Origin of the sequence: Kytococcus schroeteri, from assembly GCF_042433515.1 — a bacterium.
GTDB classification, from domain to species: domain Bacteria; phylum Actinomycetota; class Actinomycetes; order Actinomycetales; family Dermatophilaceae; genus Kytococcus; species Kytococcus schroeteri.
The window spans coordinates 21,279-35,806 of the sequence record NZ_JBHLVH010000027.1 but is presented as its reverse complement, the minus strand read 5'-3'; the positions used below and the strand labels follow the sequence as shown (position 1 = coordinate 35,806).

The window sequence follows — 14,528 nt, the reverse complement described above, 5'->3', positions numbered from 1 at the left end:
GAGAGACCGTGGCACAGGACGTCCTCACGGACCTCAAGCAGGTCCGCAACATCGGCATCATGGCGCACATCGATGCCGGCAAGACCACGACCACCGAGCGCATCCTGTTCTACACGGGTGTGAACCACAAGATGGGTGAGACCCACGACGGTGCGTCGACGACCGACTGGATGGAGCAGGAGAAGGAGCGTGGTATCACCATCACCTCCGCCGCCGTGACCTCCTTCTGGAAGGGCACCCAGATCAACCTGATCGACACGCCCGGCCACGTCGACTTCACGGTCGAGGTCGAGCGCAACCTCCGCGTCCTGGACGGCGCCGTCGCCGTCTTCGACGGCAAGGAGGGTGTGGAGCCGCAGTCCGAGACCGTGTGGCGCCAGGCCGACAAGTACGGCGTCCCGCGCATGTGCTTCATCAACAAGATGGACAAGATGGGCGCGGACTTCTACTACTCCGTGCAGACCATGGTGGACCGCCTCGGCGCGACCCCGCTGGTCATGCAGCTGCCCATCGGTGCCGAGTCCGACTTCATCGGCATGGTCGACCTGGTCACCATGAAGGCCTTCACCTGGTCCAAGGAGACCCCGCTGGGCGAGGCCTACGAGATCGAGGAGATCCCGGCCGACCTGCAGGACAAGGCCGAGGAGTACCGCACCCAGCTCATCGAGACCGTCGCCGAGAGCTCCGAGGAGCTCATGGAGAAGTACCTGGGTGGCGAGGAGCTGACCGAGGACGAGATCCACGCCGGCGTGCGCACCCTGACCCTCGCGGGCGAGGTGAACCCGGTGTTCTGCGGTACCGCGTTCAAGAACAAGGGTGTGCAGCCCCTGCTCGACGCGATCGTGGCCTACCTGCCGTCCCCGGTGGACCTGCCCCCGATCGATGGCCACCTGCCGAACGACGAGGAGACCACCGTCTCCCGCGCGCCGTCGGCCGACGAGCCCTTCGCGGCCCTGGCCTTCAAGATCGCCACGCACCCCTTCTTCGGCACGCTGACCTACATCCGCGTGTACTCCGGTGAGATCGCCTCCGGTGCTGCCGTCCTGAACGCCACCAAGGGCAAGAAGGAGCGTCTGGGCAAGCTGTTCCAGATGCACGCCAACAAGGAGAACCCGGTGGAGAAGGTGACCGCTGGTCACATCTACGCCGTGATCGGCCTCAAGGACACCACCACCGGTGACACCCTGTGCGCGCCGGAGTCCCCGGTCGTGCTGGAGTCCATGACCTTCCCGGCGCCGGTGATCCACGTGGCCATCGAGCCGAAGACCAAGGGCGACCAGGAGAAGCTGTCCACCGCCATCCAGAAGCTGGCCGAGGAGGACCCCACCTTCACGGTCAACCTGGACGAGGAGACCGGCCAGACCGTCATCGGCGGCATGGGCGAGCTCCACCTGGACATCCTCGTGGACCGCATGAAGCGCGAGTTCAAGGTCGAGGCCAACGTCGGCGCCCCGCAGGTGGCCTACCGCGAGACCATCCGCCGCCCGGTGGAGAAGCTCGACTACACCCACAAGAAGCAGACCGGTGGTTCGGGTCAGTTCGCCAAGGTGCAGCTGTCCTTCGAGCCGCTGACCGGCACCGACGAGGACGGCGAGGCCGCGCTCTACGAGTTCGAGAACGCCGTCACCGGTGGTCGCGTGCCCAAGGAGTACATCCCGTCCGTGGACCAGGGCATCCAGGAGGCCATGCAGCTGGGTGTGCTCGCCGGCTACCCGCTGGTGGGCATCAAGGCCACGCTGCTGGACGGCGCCTACCACGACGTCGACTCCAGCGAGATGGCGTTCAAGATCGCCGGTTCGATGGCGCTCAAGGAGGCCGTCCGCAAGGCCGACCCGGTCCTGCTCGAGCCGATGATGGCCGTCGAGGTGCGTACGCCCGAGGAGTACATGGGCGACGTCATCGGCGACATCAACTCGCGTCGAGGCACCATCCAGTCCATGGAGGACGTCTCGGGCTCCAAGGTCGTCCGCGGCACCGTGCCGCTGTCGGAGATGTTCGGGTACGTGGGTGACCTGCGGTCCAAGACCCAGGGTCGCGCCAACTACTCGATGCAGTTCGACTCCTACGGTGAGGTTCCCAAGAACGTCGCCGAGGAGATCGTGAAGAAGGTTCGTGGTGAGTGACCCTCGCGGGTAGACTCTTCCAGCCTGATTCGCAACAGTTCCCTAAAATCAGCAATACTCACGCACTGACCACCGCAATCCCGCGGTGACCCCAGCGTGACAACACCACAGTCCAACAGGAGGACCCCAGTGGCGAAGGCAAAGTTCGAGCGGAGCAAGCCGCACGTCAACATCGGCACCATCGGTCACATCGACCACGGAAAGACCACGCTGACGGCTGCCATCTCCAAGGTTCTGCACGACCGTTTCCCGGAGCTGAACGAGGCGTCGCCGTTCGACACCATCGACAAGGCGCCCGAGGAGAAGCAGCGCGGTATCACCATCTCGATCGCGCACATCGAGTACCAGACGGAGGCGCGTCACTACGCCCACGTCGACTGCCCCGGTCACGCTGACTACGTGAAGAACATGATCACCGGTGCTGCCCAGATGGACGGCGCCATCCTCGTGGTCGCGGCGACCGACGGTCCGATGCCGCAGACCAAGGAGCACGTGCTCCTGGCCCGCCAGGTCGGCGTGCCCTACATCGTGGTGGCCCTGAACAAGGCCGACATGGTGGACGACGAGGAGATCATGGAGCTCGTCGAGATGGAGGTCCGCGAGCTGCTGTCCTCCTACGACTTCCCTGGCGACGACGTGCCGGTGGTCCAGGTGTCCGCTCTCAAGGCGCTCGAGGGCGACCAGGAGTGGGGCGACAAGCTCATGGAGCTCATGTCCGCCGTCGACGAGGCCATCCCGGACCCGGAGCGCGACATCGACAAGCCGTTCCTGATGCCGGTGGAGGACGTCTTCACCATCACCGGTCGCGGCACCGTGGCCACCGGCCGCATCGAGCGCGGTGTGCTTGCCGTGAACGACGAGGTCGAGATCGTCGGTATCCGCGACGACAAGCAGACGACCACCGTCACCGGCATCGAGATGTTCCGCAAGCTGCTCGACGAGGGCCGCGCCGGTGAGAACGTCGGTCTGCTGCTCCGTGGTACCAAGCGCGAGGACATCGAGCGCGGCCAGGTCATCTGCAAGCCGGGCTCCATCACCCCGCACAAGAAGTTCGAGGGCTCGGTCTACATCCTGTCCAAGGACGAGGGCGGCCGTCACACCCCGTTCTACGACAACTACCGTCCGCAGTTCTACTTCCGCACCACCGACGTGACCGGTGTGGTGAACCTGCCGGAGGGCACCGAGATGGTCATGCCTGGTGACAACACCGAGATGAGCGTCGAGCTGATCCAGCCCGTCGCCATGGAGGAGGGCCTGAAGTTCGCCATCCGTGAGGGTGGTCGCACCGTCGGCGCCGGCCAGGTCACCAAGATCCTGGACTGATCCAGCGCCCACTCGGGCACTGATCGCCGACGTGGCCCGCCACGTCACCGAGACCCCCTGATCCCCACCGGGACCAGGGGGTCTCGTGCGTGCCGGGGCAGTCGTCGACGGGGACGTGTCCTCTGCGCGTGGATGGACTCTTCCCGGGCGCGGGCACCCTCATCAACGTCGTGGCCGTGCTCGTGGGGGCGACCTGCGGCATGGCCTTCGGGGCGCGGCTGCCGCAACGCGTGCACGACCTGGTCACCGACGCGCTCGGTCTGGTGACGCTGCTCATGGCGGGACTCTCCGCGGTCGCCGTCGGGTCGAGCGCGCTGGAGGCAGCCGTGGGGGAGGGGGTGCCGATCCTGCTGGTGCTGGGGGCCCTGCTCCTCGGGGGCGTATCGGGCTCCCTGTTGCGCCTCGAGGCGCGGCTCGAGGTGCTGGCCGGGGGGGATGCAGGCCCGGCAGGCGCGTGGGCACGGGGGAGGCCCGGGGCCGTTGAACGACGGCTTGGGCAACGGCATCGACCAGCTGGCCCTGACGTCGGCGCTCGACCTCTTTGCCGCCCTCGCCCTCGCGTCGGCGTTCGGGGTGGGGGTGCTGCTCTCGGCGGTCTCGGTGCTGGTGGTGCAGGGCCTGCTGACCCTGCTGGGGGCGACCCTCGGGGAAGTGGTCCCCGTCTACGCCGTGGACGCGATGACGGCGGTGGGCGGACTGCTCCTCGTGGGCATCGCGCTGGGCCTCCTGCGCATCCGGAGCCTGCCGGTCGGTGACCTGCTGCCGGCCCTCGTGCTGACCCCGGTGGGGGCCTGGCTGCTGGCGGCCGACTGAGCCGATTTGGCTGCCGGGGCACTGTGTGCCACACTTGGGAAGTTGCTTGTTGGGCGATGGCACTGCGTGTCCCCACCGAGTGTCCCCCAGGCCGGGTCTCCGGAACCGCGGGACGCCGACGCGGACGCAGGACATCGCCTTTCTGGACGAGGCAGGTCCGACCGTGGAGTCGTGCTCCACTTCCACACCCGGTGTGGAGGTCACTGCCCGTCCGGAGCACGAACCCGGTCATGCGGGGAACGGAACTCCGGTCCCCCTCCCAGGAACGGCTGACGCAGCCGTGGTGCGGCCCGCAAGGGCGACACACCCGAGTGCGTGGGTCGGGGAATGACCGCCAAGACCATTAGCGGTACGACGAGAGAGAGTCAACGAACCGATGGCGGGACAGAAGATCCGCATCCGGCTGAAGTCGTATGACCACGAGGTCATCGACTCCTCGGCGCGGAAGATCGTGGACACCGTGACCCGTGCGGGCGCGACCGTTGTGGGCCCTGTGCCCCTGCCGACGGAGAAGAATGTCTTCTGCGTCATCCGGTCCCCGCACAAGTACAAGGACAGCCGAGAGCACTTCGAGATGCGGACGCACAAGCGTCTGATCGACATCGTGGACCCGACCCCCAAGGCCGTGGACTCCCTGATGCGTCTCGACCTGCCGGCTGACGTGAACATCGAGATCAAGCTGTGAGCGCCACCATGACTGAGAACACCATGCAGCGCACCGTCGCCGGCGTTCTGGGCACCAAGCTCGGCATGACCCAGGTCTGGGACGCGGAGAACCGCCTCGTTCCGGTGACCGTCGTGCAGATCGCCCCGAACGTGGTGACGCAGGTCCGCACCCAGGACACCGACGGCTACGGGGCCGTGCAGATCGCCACCGGCGACATCGACCCCCGCAAGGTCAGCAAGCCCCTGCGCGGTCACTTCGAGAAGGCCGGGGTCACCCCGCGTCGTCACGTGACCGAGCTGCGCACCGCTGACGCGGCCTCCTACGAGCTGGGCCAGGAGCTCACCGTGGAGACCTTCGAGGCCGGCGCCGTCGTGGACGTCACCGGCACCACCAAGGGCAAGGGCTTCGCGGGCGTCATGAAGCGTCACGGCTTCGCCGGTGTGAGCGCCTCCCACGGTGCCCACCGCAACCACCGCAAGCCCGGTTCCATCGGTGGCTGCGCCACCCCCGGTCGCGTCTTCCGCGGCACCCGCATGGCGGGTCGCATGGGCGGCGAGCGTCAGACCACCCAGAACCTCACCATCCACGCCGTGGACGCCGACAAGGGTCTGCTGCTGATCAAGGGTGCCGTCCCCGGCGCCCGTGGCGGTCTGGTCCTCGTCCGCTCCGCCGCGAAGGGAGCCTGACATGCCGACGATCGACATCATCAGCCCCGCTGGCAAGGCCGACGGTTCCGTCGAGCTGCCCGCCGAGATCTTCGACGTGGACGCCAACGTGCCGCTGATCCACCAGGTCGTGGTGGCCCAGTTGGCCGCTGCGCGCCAGGGCACGCACGCCACCAAGACCCGCGCCGACGTGCGCGGTGGTGGCCGCAAGCCCTACCGCCAGAAGGGCACCGGCCGCGCCCGCCAGGGTTCGACCCGCGCCCCGCAGTTCGCCGGTGGTGGCGTCGTGCACGGCCCGCAGCCGCGCGACTACGCCCAGCGGACCCCCAAGAAGATGAAGGCCGCCGCCCTGCGCGGTGCGCTGTCCGACCGTGCGCGTCACGGCCGCATCCACGTGCTGAGCGCCGTGCTCGAGGGTGACAAGCCCTCCAGCAAGGCGGTCAACGGCCTGCTGCGCGGTCTCACCGACCGTCGCAACCTGCTGGTCGTGCTGCAGCGCGGCGACGAGCTGGGCCTGCTCAGCCTGCGCAACCTGCAGAACGTGCACGTGCTCTTCGCCGACCAGCTGAACACCTACGACGTCATGTGCGCCGACGACGTGTTCTTCACCGCTGGTGCGCTGGACGCCTTCATCGCCGGTGGCCAGAAGGCCACCGCCGACACGAACGCTGCGACGCAGGAGGTTGCCCAGTGAGCACCCCGATGAACCAGTCGAGCACCCAGGTCGCCAAGGACCCGCGCGACGTCCTCCTCGCGCCGGTCGTCTCCGAGAAGTCCTATGCCCTGCTGGACGAGGGCAAGTACACCTTCCTGGTCGACCCGCGTGCCAACAAGACCGAGATCAAGCTGGCCGTCGAGAAGGTCTTCGACGTCAAGGTCGACTCGGTCCACACGATGAACCGCCCGGGCAAGGCCCGTCGTACTCGCTTCGGCATCGGCCGTCGCAAGGACACCAAGCGCGCCATCGTCACGCTCAAGGAAGGCTCGATCGACATCTTCGGCGCGGGCAACTGAGCCGCTGAGAAGTCGACACGAGACACGAGTACGGAGCTAGGACCCCAACATGGCAATCCGCAAGCACAAGCCCACGACCCCGGGCCGCCGCGGCTCGAGCGCCGCGGACTTCGTCGAGGTCACGCGCAGCACCCCGGAGAAGTCCCTGGTGCGCCCGCTGACCAAGTCCGGTGGCCGCAACGCCTCCGGTCGTATCACCACCCGCCACATCGGTGGTGGCCACAAGCGCGCCTACCGTCTGATCGACTTCCGTCGTGCGGACAAGGACGGCGTGCCGGCGAAGGTCGCCCACATCGAGTACGACCCCAACCGCACCGCGCGCATCGCGCTGCTGCACTACGCCGACGGTGAGAAGCGCTACATCATCGCGCCGAAGAACCTGGCGCAGGGCGCCCTGGTGGAGTCCGGCCCGACGGCCGACATCAAGCCGGGTAACAACCTGCCGCTGCGCAACATCCCCGTCGGTACCGTCGTCCACGCGATCGAGCTCCGCCCCGGCGGCGGCGCCAAGATCGCGCGTTCGGCGGGTACCCGCGTGCAGCTCGTCGCCAAGGACGGCCCCTACGCGCAGCTGCGCATGCCGTCCGGCGAGATCCGCAATGTCGACGCCCGCTGCCGCGCCTCCATCGGTGAGGTCGGCAACGCCGAGCAGTCCAACATCAACTGGGGCAAGGCCGGCCGCATGCGCTGGAAGGGCAAGCGCCCGACCGTGCGTGGTGTGGTCATGAACCCGGTCGACCACCCGCACGGTGGTGGTGAGGGACGCACCTCTGGTGGTCGCCACCCGGTCAGCCCCTGGGGCAAGCCGGAGGGCCGCACCCGCCAGAAGGGCAAGGCCAGCGACAAGATGATCGTCCGCCGTCGCCGCACCGGCAAGAAGCGCTGATAGGAGCACCTGAGATGCCTCGTAGCCTCAAGAAGGGCCCCTTCGTCGACGACCACCTTGCCAAGAAGGTGGACGCCCAGAACGAAGCCGGCACCAAGAACGTGATCAAGACCTGGTCCCGCCGGTCGATGATCACCCCGGACATGCTCGGTCACACCCTGGCCGTGCACGACGGTCGCAAGCACGTCCCGGTCTTCGTGACCGAGTCGATGGTCGGCCACAAGCTCGGCGAGTTCGCCCCGACGAAGACCTTCCGTGGTCACGTCAAGGACGACCGCAAGGCCCGTCGCTGATCCACAGCACCGTGACCGCCACCGGCGATCACACCACTTACCACCAGAACGACTGAAGAGGGACTGACATGGAAGCCAAGGCGCAGGCGCGGTACGTCCGCGTGACGCCCATGAAGGCTCGCCGCGTCGTGGACCTGATCCGTGGCAAGCAGGCCTCTGAGGCCCTGGCCGTGCTGCAGTTCGCCCCCCAGGGTGCGAGCGAGCCGGTGATGAAGGTGCTGCAGAGCGCTATTGCGAACGCCCGTTTCATGGCCGACCGCGACGCGACCGCCTTCGACGAGAACTCGCTGTACGTCAGCGAGGCCTTCGTCGACGAGGGTCCGAGCATGAAGCGTTTCCGCCCCCGTGCGCAGGGGCGGGCGAGCAAGATCCTGAAGCGCACGAGCCACATCACCGTGCTCGTGTCGCAGAAGACCGACGAGAACGCCAAGGGAGGGACCCGCTGATGGGTCAGAAGATCAACCCGCACGGCTTCCGTCTGGGCATCACCACCGACCACAAGACCCGTTGGTTCGCCGACTCGACCGCCGAGGGCCAGCGCTACGCAGACTTCGTGAAGGAGGACGTGGCCATCCGTCGGCTGCTGTCCACCGGCATGGAGCGCGCGGGCATCGCCAAGGTCGAGATCGAGCGCACCCGTGACCGCGTGCGTGTGGACATCCACACCGCTCGCCCGGGCATCGTCATCGGTCGCCGTGGCGCCGAGGCGGACCGCCTGCGCGGCCAGCTGGAGAAGCTGACCGGCAAGCAGGTGCAGCTCAACATCCTCGAGGTGAAGAACCCCGAGGCCGTGGCCCAGCTCGTGGCCCAGGGCATCGCCGAGCAGCTCTCTGCTCGTGTGTCGACCCGTCGCGCCATGAAGAAGGGCATCCAGTCCGCGCAGCGCGCCGGCGCCAAGGGCATCCGTGTCCAGTGCTCCGGCCGCCTGGGTGGCGCCGAGATGTCCCGCACCGAGTTCTACCGCGAGGGCCGCGTGCCGCTGCACACCCTCCGCGCGAACATCGACTACGGCTTCTACGAGGCCCGCACCACGTTCGGCCGCATCGGCGTGAAGGTCTGGATCTACCAGGGCGACATGACCGACAAGGAGCTCGCTCGCGAGCAGGCCAACGCCCCGCAGCAGCGCCGTGGCCGTGGCGACCGTCCGGGTCGTGGCCGCGGTCGTGGCCCGCGTCGCGACGCCCCGCAGTCCGCGCCGGCCGCTGAGACCAAGGCGCCCGAGGGAGGCGAGAACTGATGCTGATCCCGCGTCGTGTGAAGCACCGCAAGCAGCACCACCCCAAGCGTGGTGGCGCGTCCAAGGGCGGCACCCAGCTGGCCTTCGGTGAGTACGGCATCCAGTGCCTGACGCCGGCCTACGTCACCAACCGCCAGATCGAGTCCGCGCGTATCGCGATGACCCGTTACATCAAGCGAGGCGGAAAGGTGTGGATCAACATCTACCCCGACCGTCCGCTGACCAAGAAGCCTGCCGAGGTCCGCATGGGTTCCGGTAAGGGTTCGGTCGAGTTCTGGGTCGCCAACGTCAAGCCGGGCCGCATTATGTTCGAGCTCTCGGGTGTGAGCGACGAGGTCGCTCGCGAGGCGCTCCGCCTGGCCATGCACAAGCTTCCGATGAAGTGCCGCATCGTGGCACGTGAGGGTGGTGACGCCTGATGGCGCTCGGCTCCGACGACAAGACGATGACCGACCTGCGCGGCCTGGACGACCAGGCCCTGCGTGACGCCCTGGCCGAGGCGAAGCAGGAGCTGTTCAACCTGCGTTTCCAGTCCGCCACGGGTCAGCTGTCCAACAGCAGCCGCCTCCGCGCGGTGCGCAAGGACATCGCCCGTATCTACACCGAGATGCGCGAGCGCGAGCTCAACATCGGCCGCGCCGCCCAGGAGGCCTGATGTCCGAGCAGACCACCCCCGAGGTGTCCGAGTCCGGCAAGCTGCTGGCTCCCGGTGGCCGTCAGTTCCGCAAGGAGCGTCGCGGCTACGTCGTGAGCGACAAGATGGAGAAGACCATCACCGTCGCCCTCGAGGAGCACGTGAAGCACGCGCTGTACGGCAAGGTCATCCGCAAGACCAAGAAGGTCAAGGCGCACGACGAGAACAACACCGCCGGCGTCGGCGATCTCGTCCGCATCGCCGAGACCCGCCCGACCTCCGCGACCAAGCGCTGGCGCCTGGTCGAGGTCGTGGAGAAGGCCAAGTAAGACCCATCGATGGTGGGGACCGATCCCGAGGTCCCGCCCGGCCCCAGGCCGGTGGGACCTCGGGTCCCAGCCCCACCTTCAGCCCATCCGGTTCGGCAAGGCTCACCCCCGTACGGCGGGGTGAGAACCTGCTCGACGACAGGAGTTTGCAGTGATCCAGCAGGAGTCGCGACTGCGCGTCGCCGACAACACCGGTGCGAAGGAGCTCCTTTGCATCCGTGTTCTCGGCGGTTCGGGCCGTCGCTACGCCGGCATCGGCGACACGATCGTCGCGTCGGTGAAGGACGCCATTCCCGGCGGCAACGTGAAGAAGGGTGATGTCGTCAAGGCGGTCATCGTCCGCACGACGAAGGAGCGCCGTCGTCCCGACGGCAGCTACATCTCCTTCGACGAGAACGCTGCCGTCATCCTCAAGGCCGACGGGGAGCCCCGCGGCACCCGCATCTTCGGTCCGGTCGGACGCGAGCTGCGTGACAACCAGTTCATGCGCATCGTGTCGCTGGCCCCGGAGGTGATCTGAGCCTTGGCGAAGATGAAGATCAAGAAGAACGACCTGGTCCAGGTGGTGACCGGCCGCAAGCAGGAGAACGGCGGTGACCGCGGCAAGACCGGTCGCGTGATCGAGGTCTACCCCGAGCGCAACCGCGTGCTCGTGGAGGGCATCAACCGCGTCACCAAGCACACCAAGGCCGGTGTGGGCGGCGGCGCCGGCGGCATCCAGACCGTCGAGGCCCCCATCCACGTGTCCAACGTGGCGCTGGTGGACCCGGAGACCAACACCCCGACCCGCGTCCGCACGCGTGTCGAGAACGTCGAGCGCAACGGCCGCACCAAGGCCACCCGGACCCGCGTGTCCGTGCGCTCGGGCAAGGACCTGGCATGAGTGAGACCACCGAGATGACCGAGCAGACCGCGGCCGAGCGCCCGGCGCCCCGTCTGAAGGAGCGCTACCGCTCCGAGATCCGCGACGCGCTGAAGTCCGAGTTCGGCTACGCCAACGTGATGCAGATCCCCGGCGTCACCAAGGTCGTCGTGAACATGGGCGTGGGCGAGGCCGCCCGCGACTCCAAGCTCATCGACGGCGCCATCCGCGACCTGACCACCATCACCGGTCAGAAGCCGCGCGTGAACCGTGCCAAGAAGTCCATCGCGCAGTTCAAGCTGCGTGAGGGCATGCCGATCGGTGCGAACGTCACCCTGCGTGGCGACCGCATGTGGGAGTTCCTGGACCGTCTGGTGTCGGTGGCCCTGCCCCGTATCCGTGACTTCCGCGGCCTCTCCCCGAAGCAGTTCGACGGCAAGGGCAACTACACCTTCGGTCTCACGGAGCAGTCCATGTTCCACGAGATCGACCAGGACAAGATCGACCGCGTCCGCGGCATGGACATCACGGTCGTGACCACCGCCGAGACCGACGACGAGGGCCGTGCGCTGCTGCGCGCTCTGGGCTTCCCGTTCAAGGAGAACTGACGTGGCGAAGACCGCTCTGAAGAACAAGGCCGCGAAGAAGCAGAAGTTCGCCGTGCGTGCCTACACGCGGTGCCAGCGGTGCGGCCGTCCGCACTCCGTGTACCGCAAGTTCGGCCTGTGCCGCATCTGCCTGCGCGAGATGGCCCACGCCGGCCAGCTCCCGGGCGTCACCAAGTCCTCTTGGTGACCACGTTCTGAATCCACTCCACTCCATCACAGGTCCCCGGGTGCGCTGCGGCGCCGCGGGAACGGACCCCCGTTCCACCCGGCGAAACCAGGATGAGGAAGGGCGCGACTGCCCATGACCATGACTGATCCGATCGCGGACATGCTGACCCGCGTGCGCAACGCCAACTCGGCGCAGCACGACGAGGTCCGCATGCCGTTCTCGAAGCTGAAGGCCCACATCGCCGACATCCTCAAGACCGAGGGTTACATCGGCGAGTGGAGCGAGGAGGAGGCGGAGGTCGGCAAGACCCTCGTCATCTCCCTGAAGTACGGCCCGAACCGTGAGCGTTCCATCGCGGGTGTGCGCCGGGTGTCCAAGCCCGGTCTCCGTGTGTACGCCAAGTCGACGAACCTGCCGAAGGTCCTGGGTGGCCTGGGCATCGCGATCCTGTCGACCTCCTCGGGCCTTCTGACCGACAAGCAGGCTGCAGCCAAGGGCGTGGGCGGGGAAGTCCTCGCCTACGTCTGGTGAGCCCAGGACGAGGAAGGAACTAGAGAATGTCTCGTATTGGACGTCTTCCCGTCACTGTGCCCAGTGGTGTCGACGTGACCATCGACGGCCAGGACGTGAAGGTCAAGGGCCCGAAGGGCGAGCTGACCACCACGATCCCTGCGCCGATCACGGCCGCGAAGAACGACGAGGGTGCTGTGGAGCTGTCCCGCCCGGACGACGAGCGCGACTCCCGCGCCCGTCACGGTCTGAGCCGCAGCCTGGTGCAGAACATGGTGACCGGCGTGACCGAGGGCTACTCCAAGACCCTCGAGATCAACGGCACCGGTTACCGCGTGGTGGCCAAGGGCTCGGACCTGGAGTTCGCGCTCGGCTACTCGCACCCGATCCTGGTGAAGGCCCCCGAGGGCATCACCTTCGCCGTGGAGAGCCCCACCAAGTTCTCCGTGAGCGGTATCGACAAGCAGCTCGTGGGTGAGGTCGCCGCCAACATCCGCAAGCTGCGCAAGCCCGACCCGTACAAGGCCAAGGGTGTGCGCTACGAGGGCGAGCACATCCGCCGCAAGGTCGGAAAGGCTGGTAAGTAAGCCATGGCAAAGATCGTGAAGCGCCCCAAGGGCTCCGTCGCCTCGCGCGACCGTCGCCACGCCCGCCTGCGCAAGAAGGTCTCCGGCACCGCCGAGCGTCCGCGCCTGGCCGTGCACCGCTCGAGCCGCCACATGTTCGTCCAGGTGATCGACGACGTGCAGGGCAAGACCCTGGCGTCGGCCTCCACCATGGAGACCGAGCTGCGTGGCGCCGAGATGGACAAGTCCGCCAAGGCCCGCAAGGTCGGCGAGCTCGTCGCCGAGCGTGCCAAGGCCGCTGGTGTCGAGGCCGTCGTGTTCGACCGTGGTGGCAACCGCTACGCCGGTCGAATCGCCGCCGTCGCGGACGGTGCCCGTGAGGGTGGTCTGACGCTGTGATGACCGAGAACACCCGTGCAACCCAGGGAAAGGACCTCTGATGGCTGAGACTCAGCAGGGAGGCGAGCTCACCGGCGCGGAGGCCCAGAAGACCACCGCCGGTGACCGCACCAACGAGCGGTCCAACGACCGCAACAACCGCGGTGGCCGCGGTCAGGGTCGCAACGACCGTGGTGGCCGTGACGGCGGCCGCGGGCGCGGTGGCCGCGACGGCGGTCGCGACGAGGGCAACCAGTACCTCGAGCGCGTCGTCACCATCAACCGTGTCGCCAAGGTCGTGAAGGGTGGTCGTCGCTTCAGCTTCACCGCCCTGGTCGTGGTGGGTGACGGCGACGGCAACGTCGGCGTCGGCTACGGCAAGGCCAAGGAGGTGCCGCTGGCGATCTCCAAGGGCGTCGAGGAGGCGAAGAAGAACTTCTTCCGCGTCCCGCGCATCGGTGGCACCATCCCGCACCCGACCCAGGGTGAGGACGCCGCCGGCATCGTCATGCTGCGCCCGGCCGCGCCCGGTACCGGTGTGATCGCCGGTGGCCCGGTCCGCGCCGTGCTGGAGTGCGCCGGCATCCACGACGTGCTGACCAAGTCGCTGGGTTCGGACAACCAGATCAACATCGTGCACGCCACGGTGCAGGCGCTGAAGCAGCTCGAGCAGCCGGAGGCCGTGGCCGCGCGCCGTGGCCTGCCGCTCGAGGACGTCGCTCCCGCGGCCCTGCTGCGCGCCCGCGCCGCGGCTGCCGGAGAGGGGGCCTGATGGCCACGCTCAAGGTGACCCAGGTCCGTTCCGCCATCGGCGCCAAGCCGCAGCACCGTGAGACGCTGCGCAGCCTGGGCCTGAAGCGGATCGGCCACACGGTCGAGAAGCAGGACCGCCCGGAGATCCGTGGCATGGTCAAGAGCGTCACCCACCTGGTGACGATGGAGGAGGTGAACTGACGATGGCCGACAAGAACACTGTCGAGGTGGAGACCACCGAGGCGACCGAGTCGCCGCTGAAGGTCCACGACCTCCGTCCGGCCCCCGGTGCCAAGAAGGCCAAGACCCGCGTGGGTCGTGGTGAGGCCTCGAAGGGCAAGACCGCCGGTCGCGGTACCAAGGGAACGAAGGCTCGTTACCAGGTGCCCGAGCGGTTCGAGGGTGGCCAGACGCCGATGCACATGCGTCTGCCGAAGCTCCGTGGCTTCAAGAACCCGTTCAAGGTGACCTACCAGGTCGTGAACGTGGACCAGATCGCCACGCACTTCCCGCAGGGCGGCGACGTCACCGTCGACTCCCTGGTCGAGGCCGGTCTGGTGCGCAAGGGCCAGCCCGTCAAGGTGCTGGGCACCGGCGAGATCACTGTGGCGGTCAACCTGACCGCCGACAAGTTCTCGGCCTCCGCCGAGCAGAAGATCGTGGCCGCGGGCGGTTCCACCACCACCCGCTGAGGTCCT

The 14,528-nt window shown here is 67.6% G+C and carries 24 protein-coding genes and 1 pseudogene; all 25 read left to right on the top strand.

Features of this window, described 5'->3' with window-relative positions; translation table 11 throughout:
• Positions 1 to 8: 8 nt before the first annotated feature.
• The 25 genes and pseudogenes from fusA to rplO all read left to right on the top strand — a co-directional run bounded on the left by fusA (position 9) and on the right by rplO (position 14,522).
• A complete protein-coding gene (fusA, locus tag ACFFHC_RS10440; protein WP_070705858.1) occupies positions 9 to 2,123 on the top strand; it encodes an elongation factor G in 2,115 nt (704 codons plus the stop codon).
• A gap of 129 nt (positions 2,124 to 2,252) precedes the next feature.
• Positions 2,253 to 3,446 (top strand): elongation factor Tu, encoded by a 1,194-nt coding sequence (tuf, locus tag ACFFHC_RS10435; protein ID WP_070705859.1) that lies wholly within the window; start codon positions 2,253 to 2,255, stop codon positions 3,444 to 3,446.
• Between the two features lie 200 nt (positions 3,447 to 3,646).
• A pseudogene (locus tag ACFFHC_RS10430) lies at positions 3,647 to 3,814 on the top strand (DUF554 domain-containing protein); the annotation flags it as partial.
• Between the two features lie 112 nt (positions 3,815 to 3,926).
• Positions 3,927 to 4,259, top strand: a complete 333-nt coding sequence (locus ACFFHC_RS10425) for a DUF554 family protein (protein WP_379805236.1) — start codon at positions 3,927 to 3,929, stop codon at positions 4,257 to 4,259.
• Positions 4,260 to 4,635: 376 nt separating this feature from the next.
• Complete coding sequence (gene rpsJ, locus ACFFHC_RS10420; RefSeq protein WP_006946210.1) at positions 4,636 to 4,944, top strand: 30S ribosomal protein S10; 309 nt, start codon at positions 4,636 to 4,638, stop codon at positions 4,942 to 4,944.
• Between the two features lie 8 nt (positions 4,945 to 4,952).
• The gene (gene rplC / locus ACFFHC_RS10415; protein WP_083323708.1) at positions 4,953 to 5,612 is read left to right on the top strand and encodes a 50S ribosomal protein L3; all 660 of its coding nucleotides are present in this window, start codon (positions 4,953 to 4,955) and stop codon (positions 5,610 to 5,612) included.
• A gap of 1 nt (position 5,613) precedes the next feature.
• On the top strand, positions 5,614 to 6,285 hold the full coding sequence (gene rplD / locus ACFFHC_RS10410; RefSeq protein WP_070705860.1) for a 50S ribosomal protein L4: 672 nt from the start codon (positions 5,614 to 5,616) through the stop codon (positions 6,283 to 6,285).
• 8 nt (positions 6,286 to 6,293) lie between these two features.
• The gene (rplW, locus tag ACFFHC_RS10405; RefSeq protein ID WP_070705881.1) at positions 6,294 to 6,605 is read left to right on the top strand and encodes a 50S ribosomal protein L23; all 312 of its coding nucleotides are present in this window, start codon (positions 6,294 to 6,296) and stop codon (positions 6,603 to 6,605) included.
• 49 nt (positions 6,606 to 6,654) lie between these two features.
• Entirely contained in the window at positions 6,655 to 7,491 is an 837-nt protein-coding gene (gene rplB / locus ACFFHC_RS10400) for a 50S ribosomal protein L2 (RefSeq protein WP_070705861.1), read from the top strand.
• Positions 7,492 to 7,505: 14 nt separating this feature from the next.
• A complete protein-coding gene (gene rpsS, locus ACFFHC_RS10395; protein ID WP_070705862.1) occupies positions 7,506 to 7,784 on the top strand; it encodes a 30S ribosomal protein S19 in 279 nt (92 codons plus the stop codon).
• Between the two features lie 68 nt (positions 7,785 to 7,852).
• Positions 7,853 to 8,230, top strand: a complete 378-nt coding sequence (gene rplV, locus ACFFHC_RS10390; protein ID WP_070705863.1) for a 50S ribosomal protein L22 — start codon at positions 7,853 to 7,855, stop codon at positions 8,228 to 8,230.
• Complete coding sequence (rpsC, locus tag ACFFHC_RS10385) at positions 8,230 to 9,021, top strand: 30S ribosomal protein S3 (RefSeq protein WP_070705864.1); 792 nt, start codon at positions 8,230 to 8,232, stop codon at positions 9,019 to 9,021. Before rplV ends, rpsC begins: the two co-directional genes overlap by 1 nt.
• The gene (gene rplP, locus ACFFHC_RS10380; protein WP_070705865.1) at positions 9,021 to 9,440 is read left to right on the top strand and encodes a 50S ribosomal protein L16; all 420 of its coding nucleotides are present in this window, start codon (positions 9,021 to 9,023) and stop codon (positions 9,438 to 9,440) included. Before rpsC ends, rplP begins: the two co-directional genes overlap by 1 nt.
• Entirely contained in the window at positions 9,440 to 9,676 is a 237-nt protein-coding gene (gene rpmC / locus ACFFHC_RS10375; RefSeq protein ID WP_070705866.1) for a 50S ribosomal protein L29, read from the top strand. Before rplP ends, rpmC begins: the two co-directional genes overlap by 1 nt.
• Entirely contained in the window at positions 9,676 to 9,984 is a 309-nt protein-coding gene (rpsQ, locus tag ACFFHC_RS10370) for a 30S ribosomal protein S17 (RefSeq protein WP_070705867.1), read from the top strand. Before rpmC ends, rpsQ begins: the two co-directional genes overlap by 1 nt.
• Positions 9,985 to 10,135: 151 nt before the next feature.
• Positions 10,136 to 10,504, top strand: coding sequence for a 50S ribosomal protein L14 (gene rplN / locus ACFFHC_RS10365; protein WP_070705868.1), 369 nt, complete (start codon positions 10,136 to 10,138; stop codon positions 10,502 to 10,504).
• A gap of 3 nt (positions 10,505 to 10,507) precedes the next feature.
• Positions 10,508 to 10,867: a 50S ribosomal protein L24 gene (gene rplX, locus ACFFHC_RS10360; protein ID WP_015780008.1), complete on the top strand. Its 360-nt coding sequence runs from the start codon at positions 10,508 to 10,510 to the stop codon at positions 10,865 to 10,867.
• A 14-nt stretch (positions 10,868 to 10,881) separates the two neighbouring features.
• The gene (rplE, locus tag ACFFHC_RS10355) at positions 10,882 to 11,454 is read left to right on the top strand and encodes a 50S ribosomal protein L5 (RefSeq protein ID WP_070705882.1); all 573 of its coding nucleotides are present in this window, start codon (positions 10,882 to 10,884) and stop codon (positions 11,452 to 11,454) included.
• A gap of 1 nt (position 11,455) precedes the next feature.
• Entirely contained in the window at positions 11,456 to 11,641 is a 186-nt protein-coding gene (locus ACFFHC_RS10350) for a type Z 30S ribosomal protein S14 (protein WP_015780006.1), read from the top strand.
• A gap of 114 nt (positions 11,642 to 11,755) precedes the next feature.
• On the top strand, positions 11,756 to 12,154 hold the full coding sequence (gene rpsH / locus ACFFHC_RS10345) for a 30S ribosomal protein S8 (RefSeq protein ID WP_070705870.1): 399 nt from the start codon (positions 11,756 to 11,758) through the stop codon (positions 12,152 to 12,154).
• Positions 12,155 to 12,180: 26 nt separating this feature from the next.
• Positions 12,181 to 12,720 carry a 50S ribosomal protein L6 gene (gene rplF / locus ACFFHC_RS10340; RefSeq protein WP_070705871.1) on the top strand — a complete coding sequence of 180 codons (540 nt, stop codon included), beginning with the start codon at positions 12,181 to 12,183 and terminating at the stop codon, positions 12,718 to 12,720.
• A gap of 3 nt (positions 12,721 to 12,723) precedes the next feature.
• A complete protein-coding gene (rplR, locus tag ACFFHC_RS10335) occupies positions 12,724 to 13,098 on the top strand; it encodes a 50S ribosomal protein L18 (RefSeq protein WP_070705872.1) in 375 nt (124 codons plus the stop codon).
• Between the two features lie 40 nt (positions 13,099 to 13,138).
• On the top strand, positions 13,139 to 13,849 hold the full coding sequence (rpsE, locus tag ACFFHC_RS10330; RefSeq protein WP_070705873.1) for a 30S ribosomal protein S5: 711 nt from the start codon (positions 13,139 to 13,141) through the stop codon (positions 13,847 to 13,849).
• The gene (rpmD, locus tag ACFFHC_RS10325) at positions 13,849 to 14,031 is read left to right on the top strand and encodes a 50S ribosomal protein L30 (protein ID WP_070705874.1); all 183 of its coding nucleotides are present in this window, start codon (positions 13,849 to 13,851) and stop codon (positions 14,029 to 14,031) included. The genes rpsE and rpmD overlap by 1 nt, the downstream gene beginning before the upstream one ends.
• Positions 14,032 to 14,033: 2 nt before the next feature.
• Positions 14,034 to 14,522 carry a 50S ribosomal protein L15 gene (gene rplO / locus ACFFHC_RS10320; protein WP_070705875.1) on the top strand — a complete coding sequence of 163 codons (489 nt, stop codon included), beginning with the start codon at positions 14,034 to 14,036 and terminating at the stop codon, positions 14,520 to 14,522.
• The last annotated feature ends 6 nt before the right edge of the window (positions 14,523 to 14,528 follow it).

Bases quoted from the DNA above. Each gene is read 5' to 3' on its own strand.
- rpmD (WP_070705874.1), top strand. From the start codon at position 13,849: ATGGCCACGCTCAAGGTGACCCAGGTCCGTTCCGCCATCGGCGCCAAG.
- rplR (WP_070705872.1), top strand. From the start codon at position 12,724: ATGGCAAAGATCGTGAAGCGCCCCAAGGGCTCCGTCGCCTCGCGCGAC.
- rplW (WP_070705881.1), top strand. From the start codon at position 6,294: ATGAACCAGTCGAGCACCCAGGTCGCCAAGGACCCGCGCGACGTCCTC.
- rplV (WP_070705863.1), top strand. From the start codon at position 7,853: ATGGAAGCCAAGGCGCAGGCGCGGTACGTCCGCGTGACGCCCATGAAG.
- rplE (WP_070705882.1), top strand. From the start codon at position 10,882: ATGACCGAGCAGACCGCGGCCGAGCGCCCGGCGCCCCGTCTGAAGGAG.
- rplF (WP_070705871.1), top strand. From the start codon at position 12,181: ATGTCTCGTATTGGACGTCTTCCCGTCACTGTGCCCAGTGGTGTCGAC.
- rplD (WP_070705860.1), top strand. From the start codon at position 5,614: ATGCCGACGATCGACATCATCAGCCCCGCTGGCAAGGCCGACGGTTCC.
- rpsH (WP_070705870.1), top strand. From the start codon at position 11,756: ATGACCATGACTGATCCGATCGCGGACATGCTGACCCGCGTGCGCAAC.
- rpsS (WP_070705862.1), top strand. From the start codon at position 7,506: ATGCCTCGTAGCCTCAAGAAGGGCCCCTTCGTCGACGACCACCTTGCC.
- rplB (WP_070705861.1), top strand. From the start codon at position 6,655: ATGGCAATCCGCAAGCACAAGCCCACGACCCCGGGCCGCCGCGGCTCG.
- rpsQ (WP_070705867.1), top strand. From the start codon at position 9,676: ATGTCCGAGCAGACCACCCCCGAGGTGTCCGAGTCCGGCAAGCTGCTG.
- rplP (WP_070705865.1), top strand. From the start codon at position 9,021: ATGCTGATCCCGCGTCGTGTGAAGCACCGCAAGCAGCACCACCCCAAG.
- rpsE (WP_070705873.1), top strand. From the start codon at position 13,139: ATGGCTGAGACTCAGCAGGGAGGCGAGCTCACCGGCGCGGAGGCCCAG.
- rplO (WP_070705875.1), top strand. From the start codon at position 14,034: ATGGCCGACAAGAACACTGTCGAGGTGGAGACCACCGAGGCGACCGAG.
- rpmC (WP_070705866.1), top strand. From the start codon at position 9,440: ATGGCGCTCGGCTCCGACGACAAGACGATGACCGACCTGCGCGGCCTG.
- rplC (WP_083323708.1), top strand. From the start codon at position 4,953: ATGACTGAGAACACCATGCAGCGCACCGTCGCCGGCGTTCTGGGCACC.
- rpsJ (WP_006946210.1), top strand. From the start codon at position 4,636: ATGGCGGGACAGAAGATCCGCATCCGGCTGAAGTCGTATGACCACGAG.
- rpsC (WP_070705864.1), top strand. From the start codon at position 8,230: ATGGGTCAGAAGATCAACCCGCACGGCTTCCGTCTGGGCATCACCACC.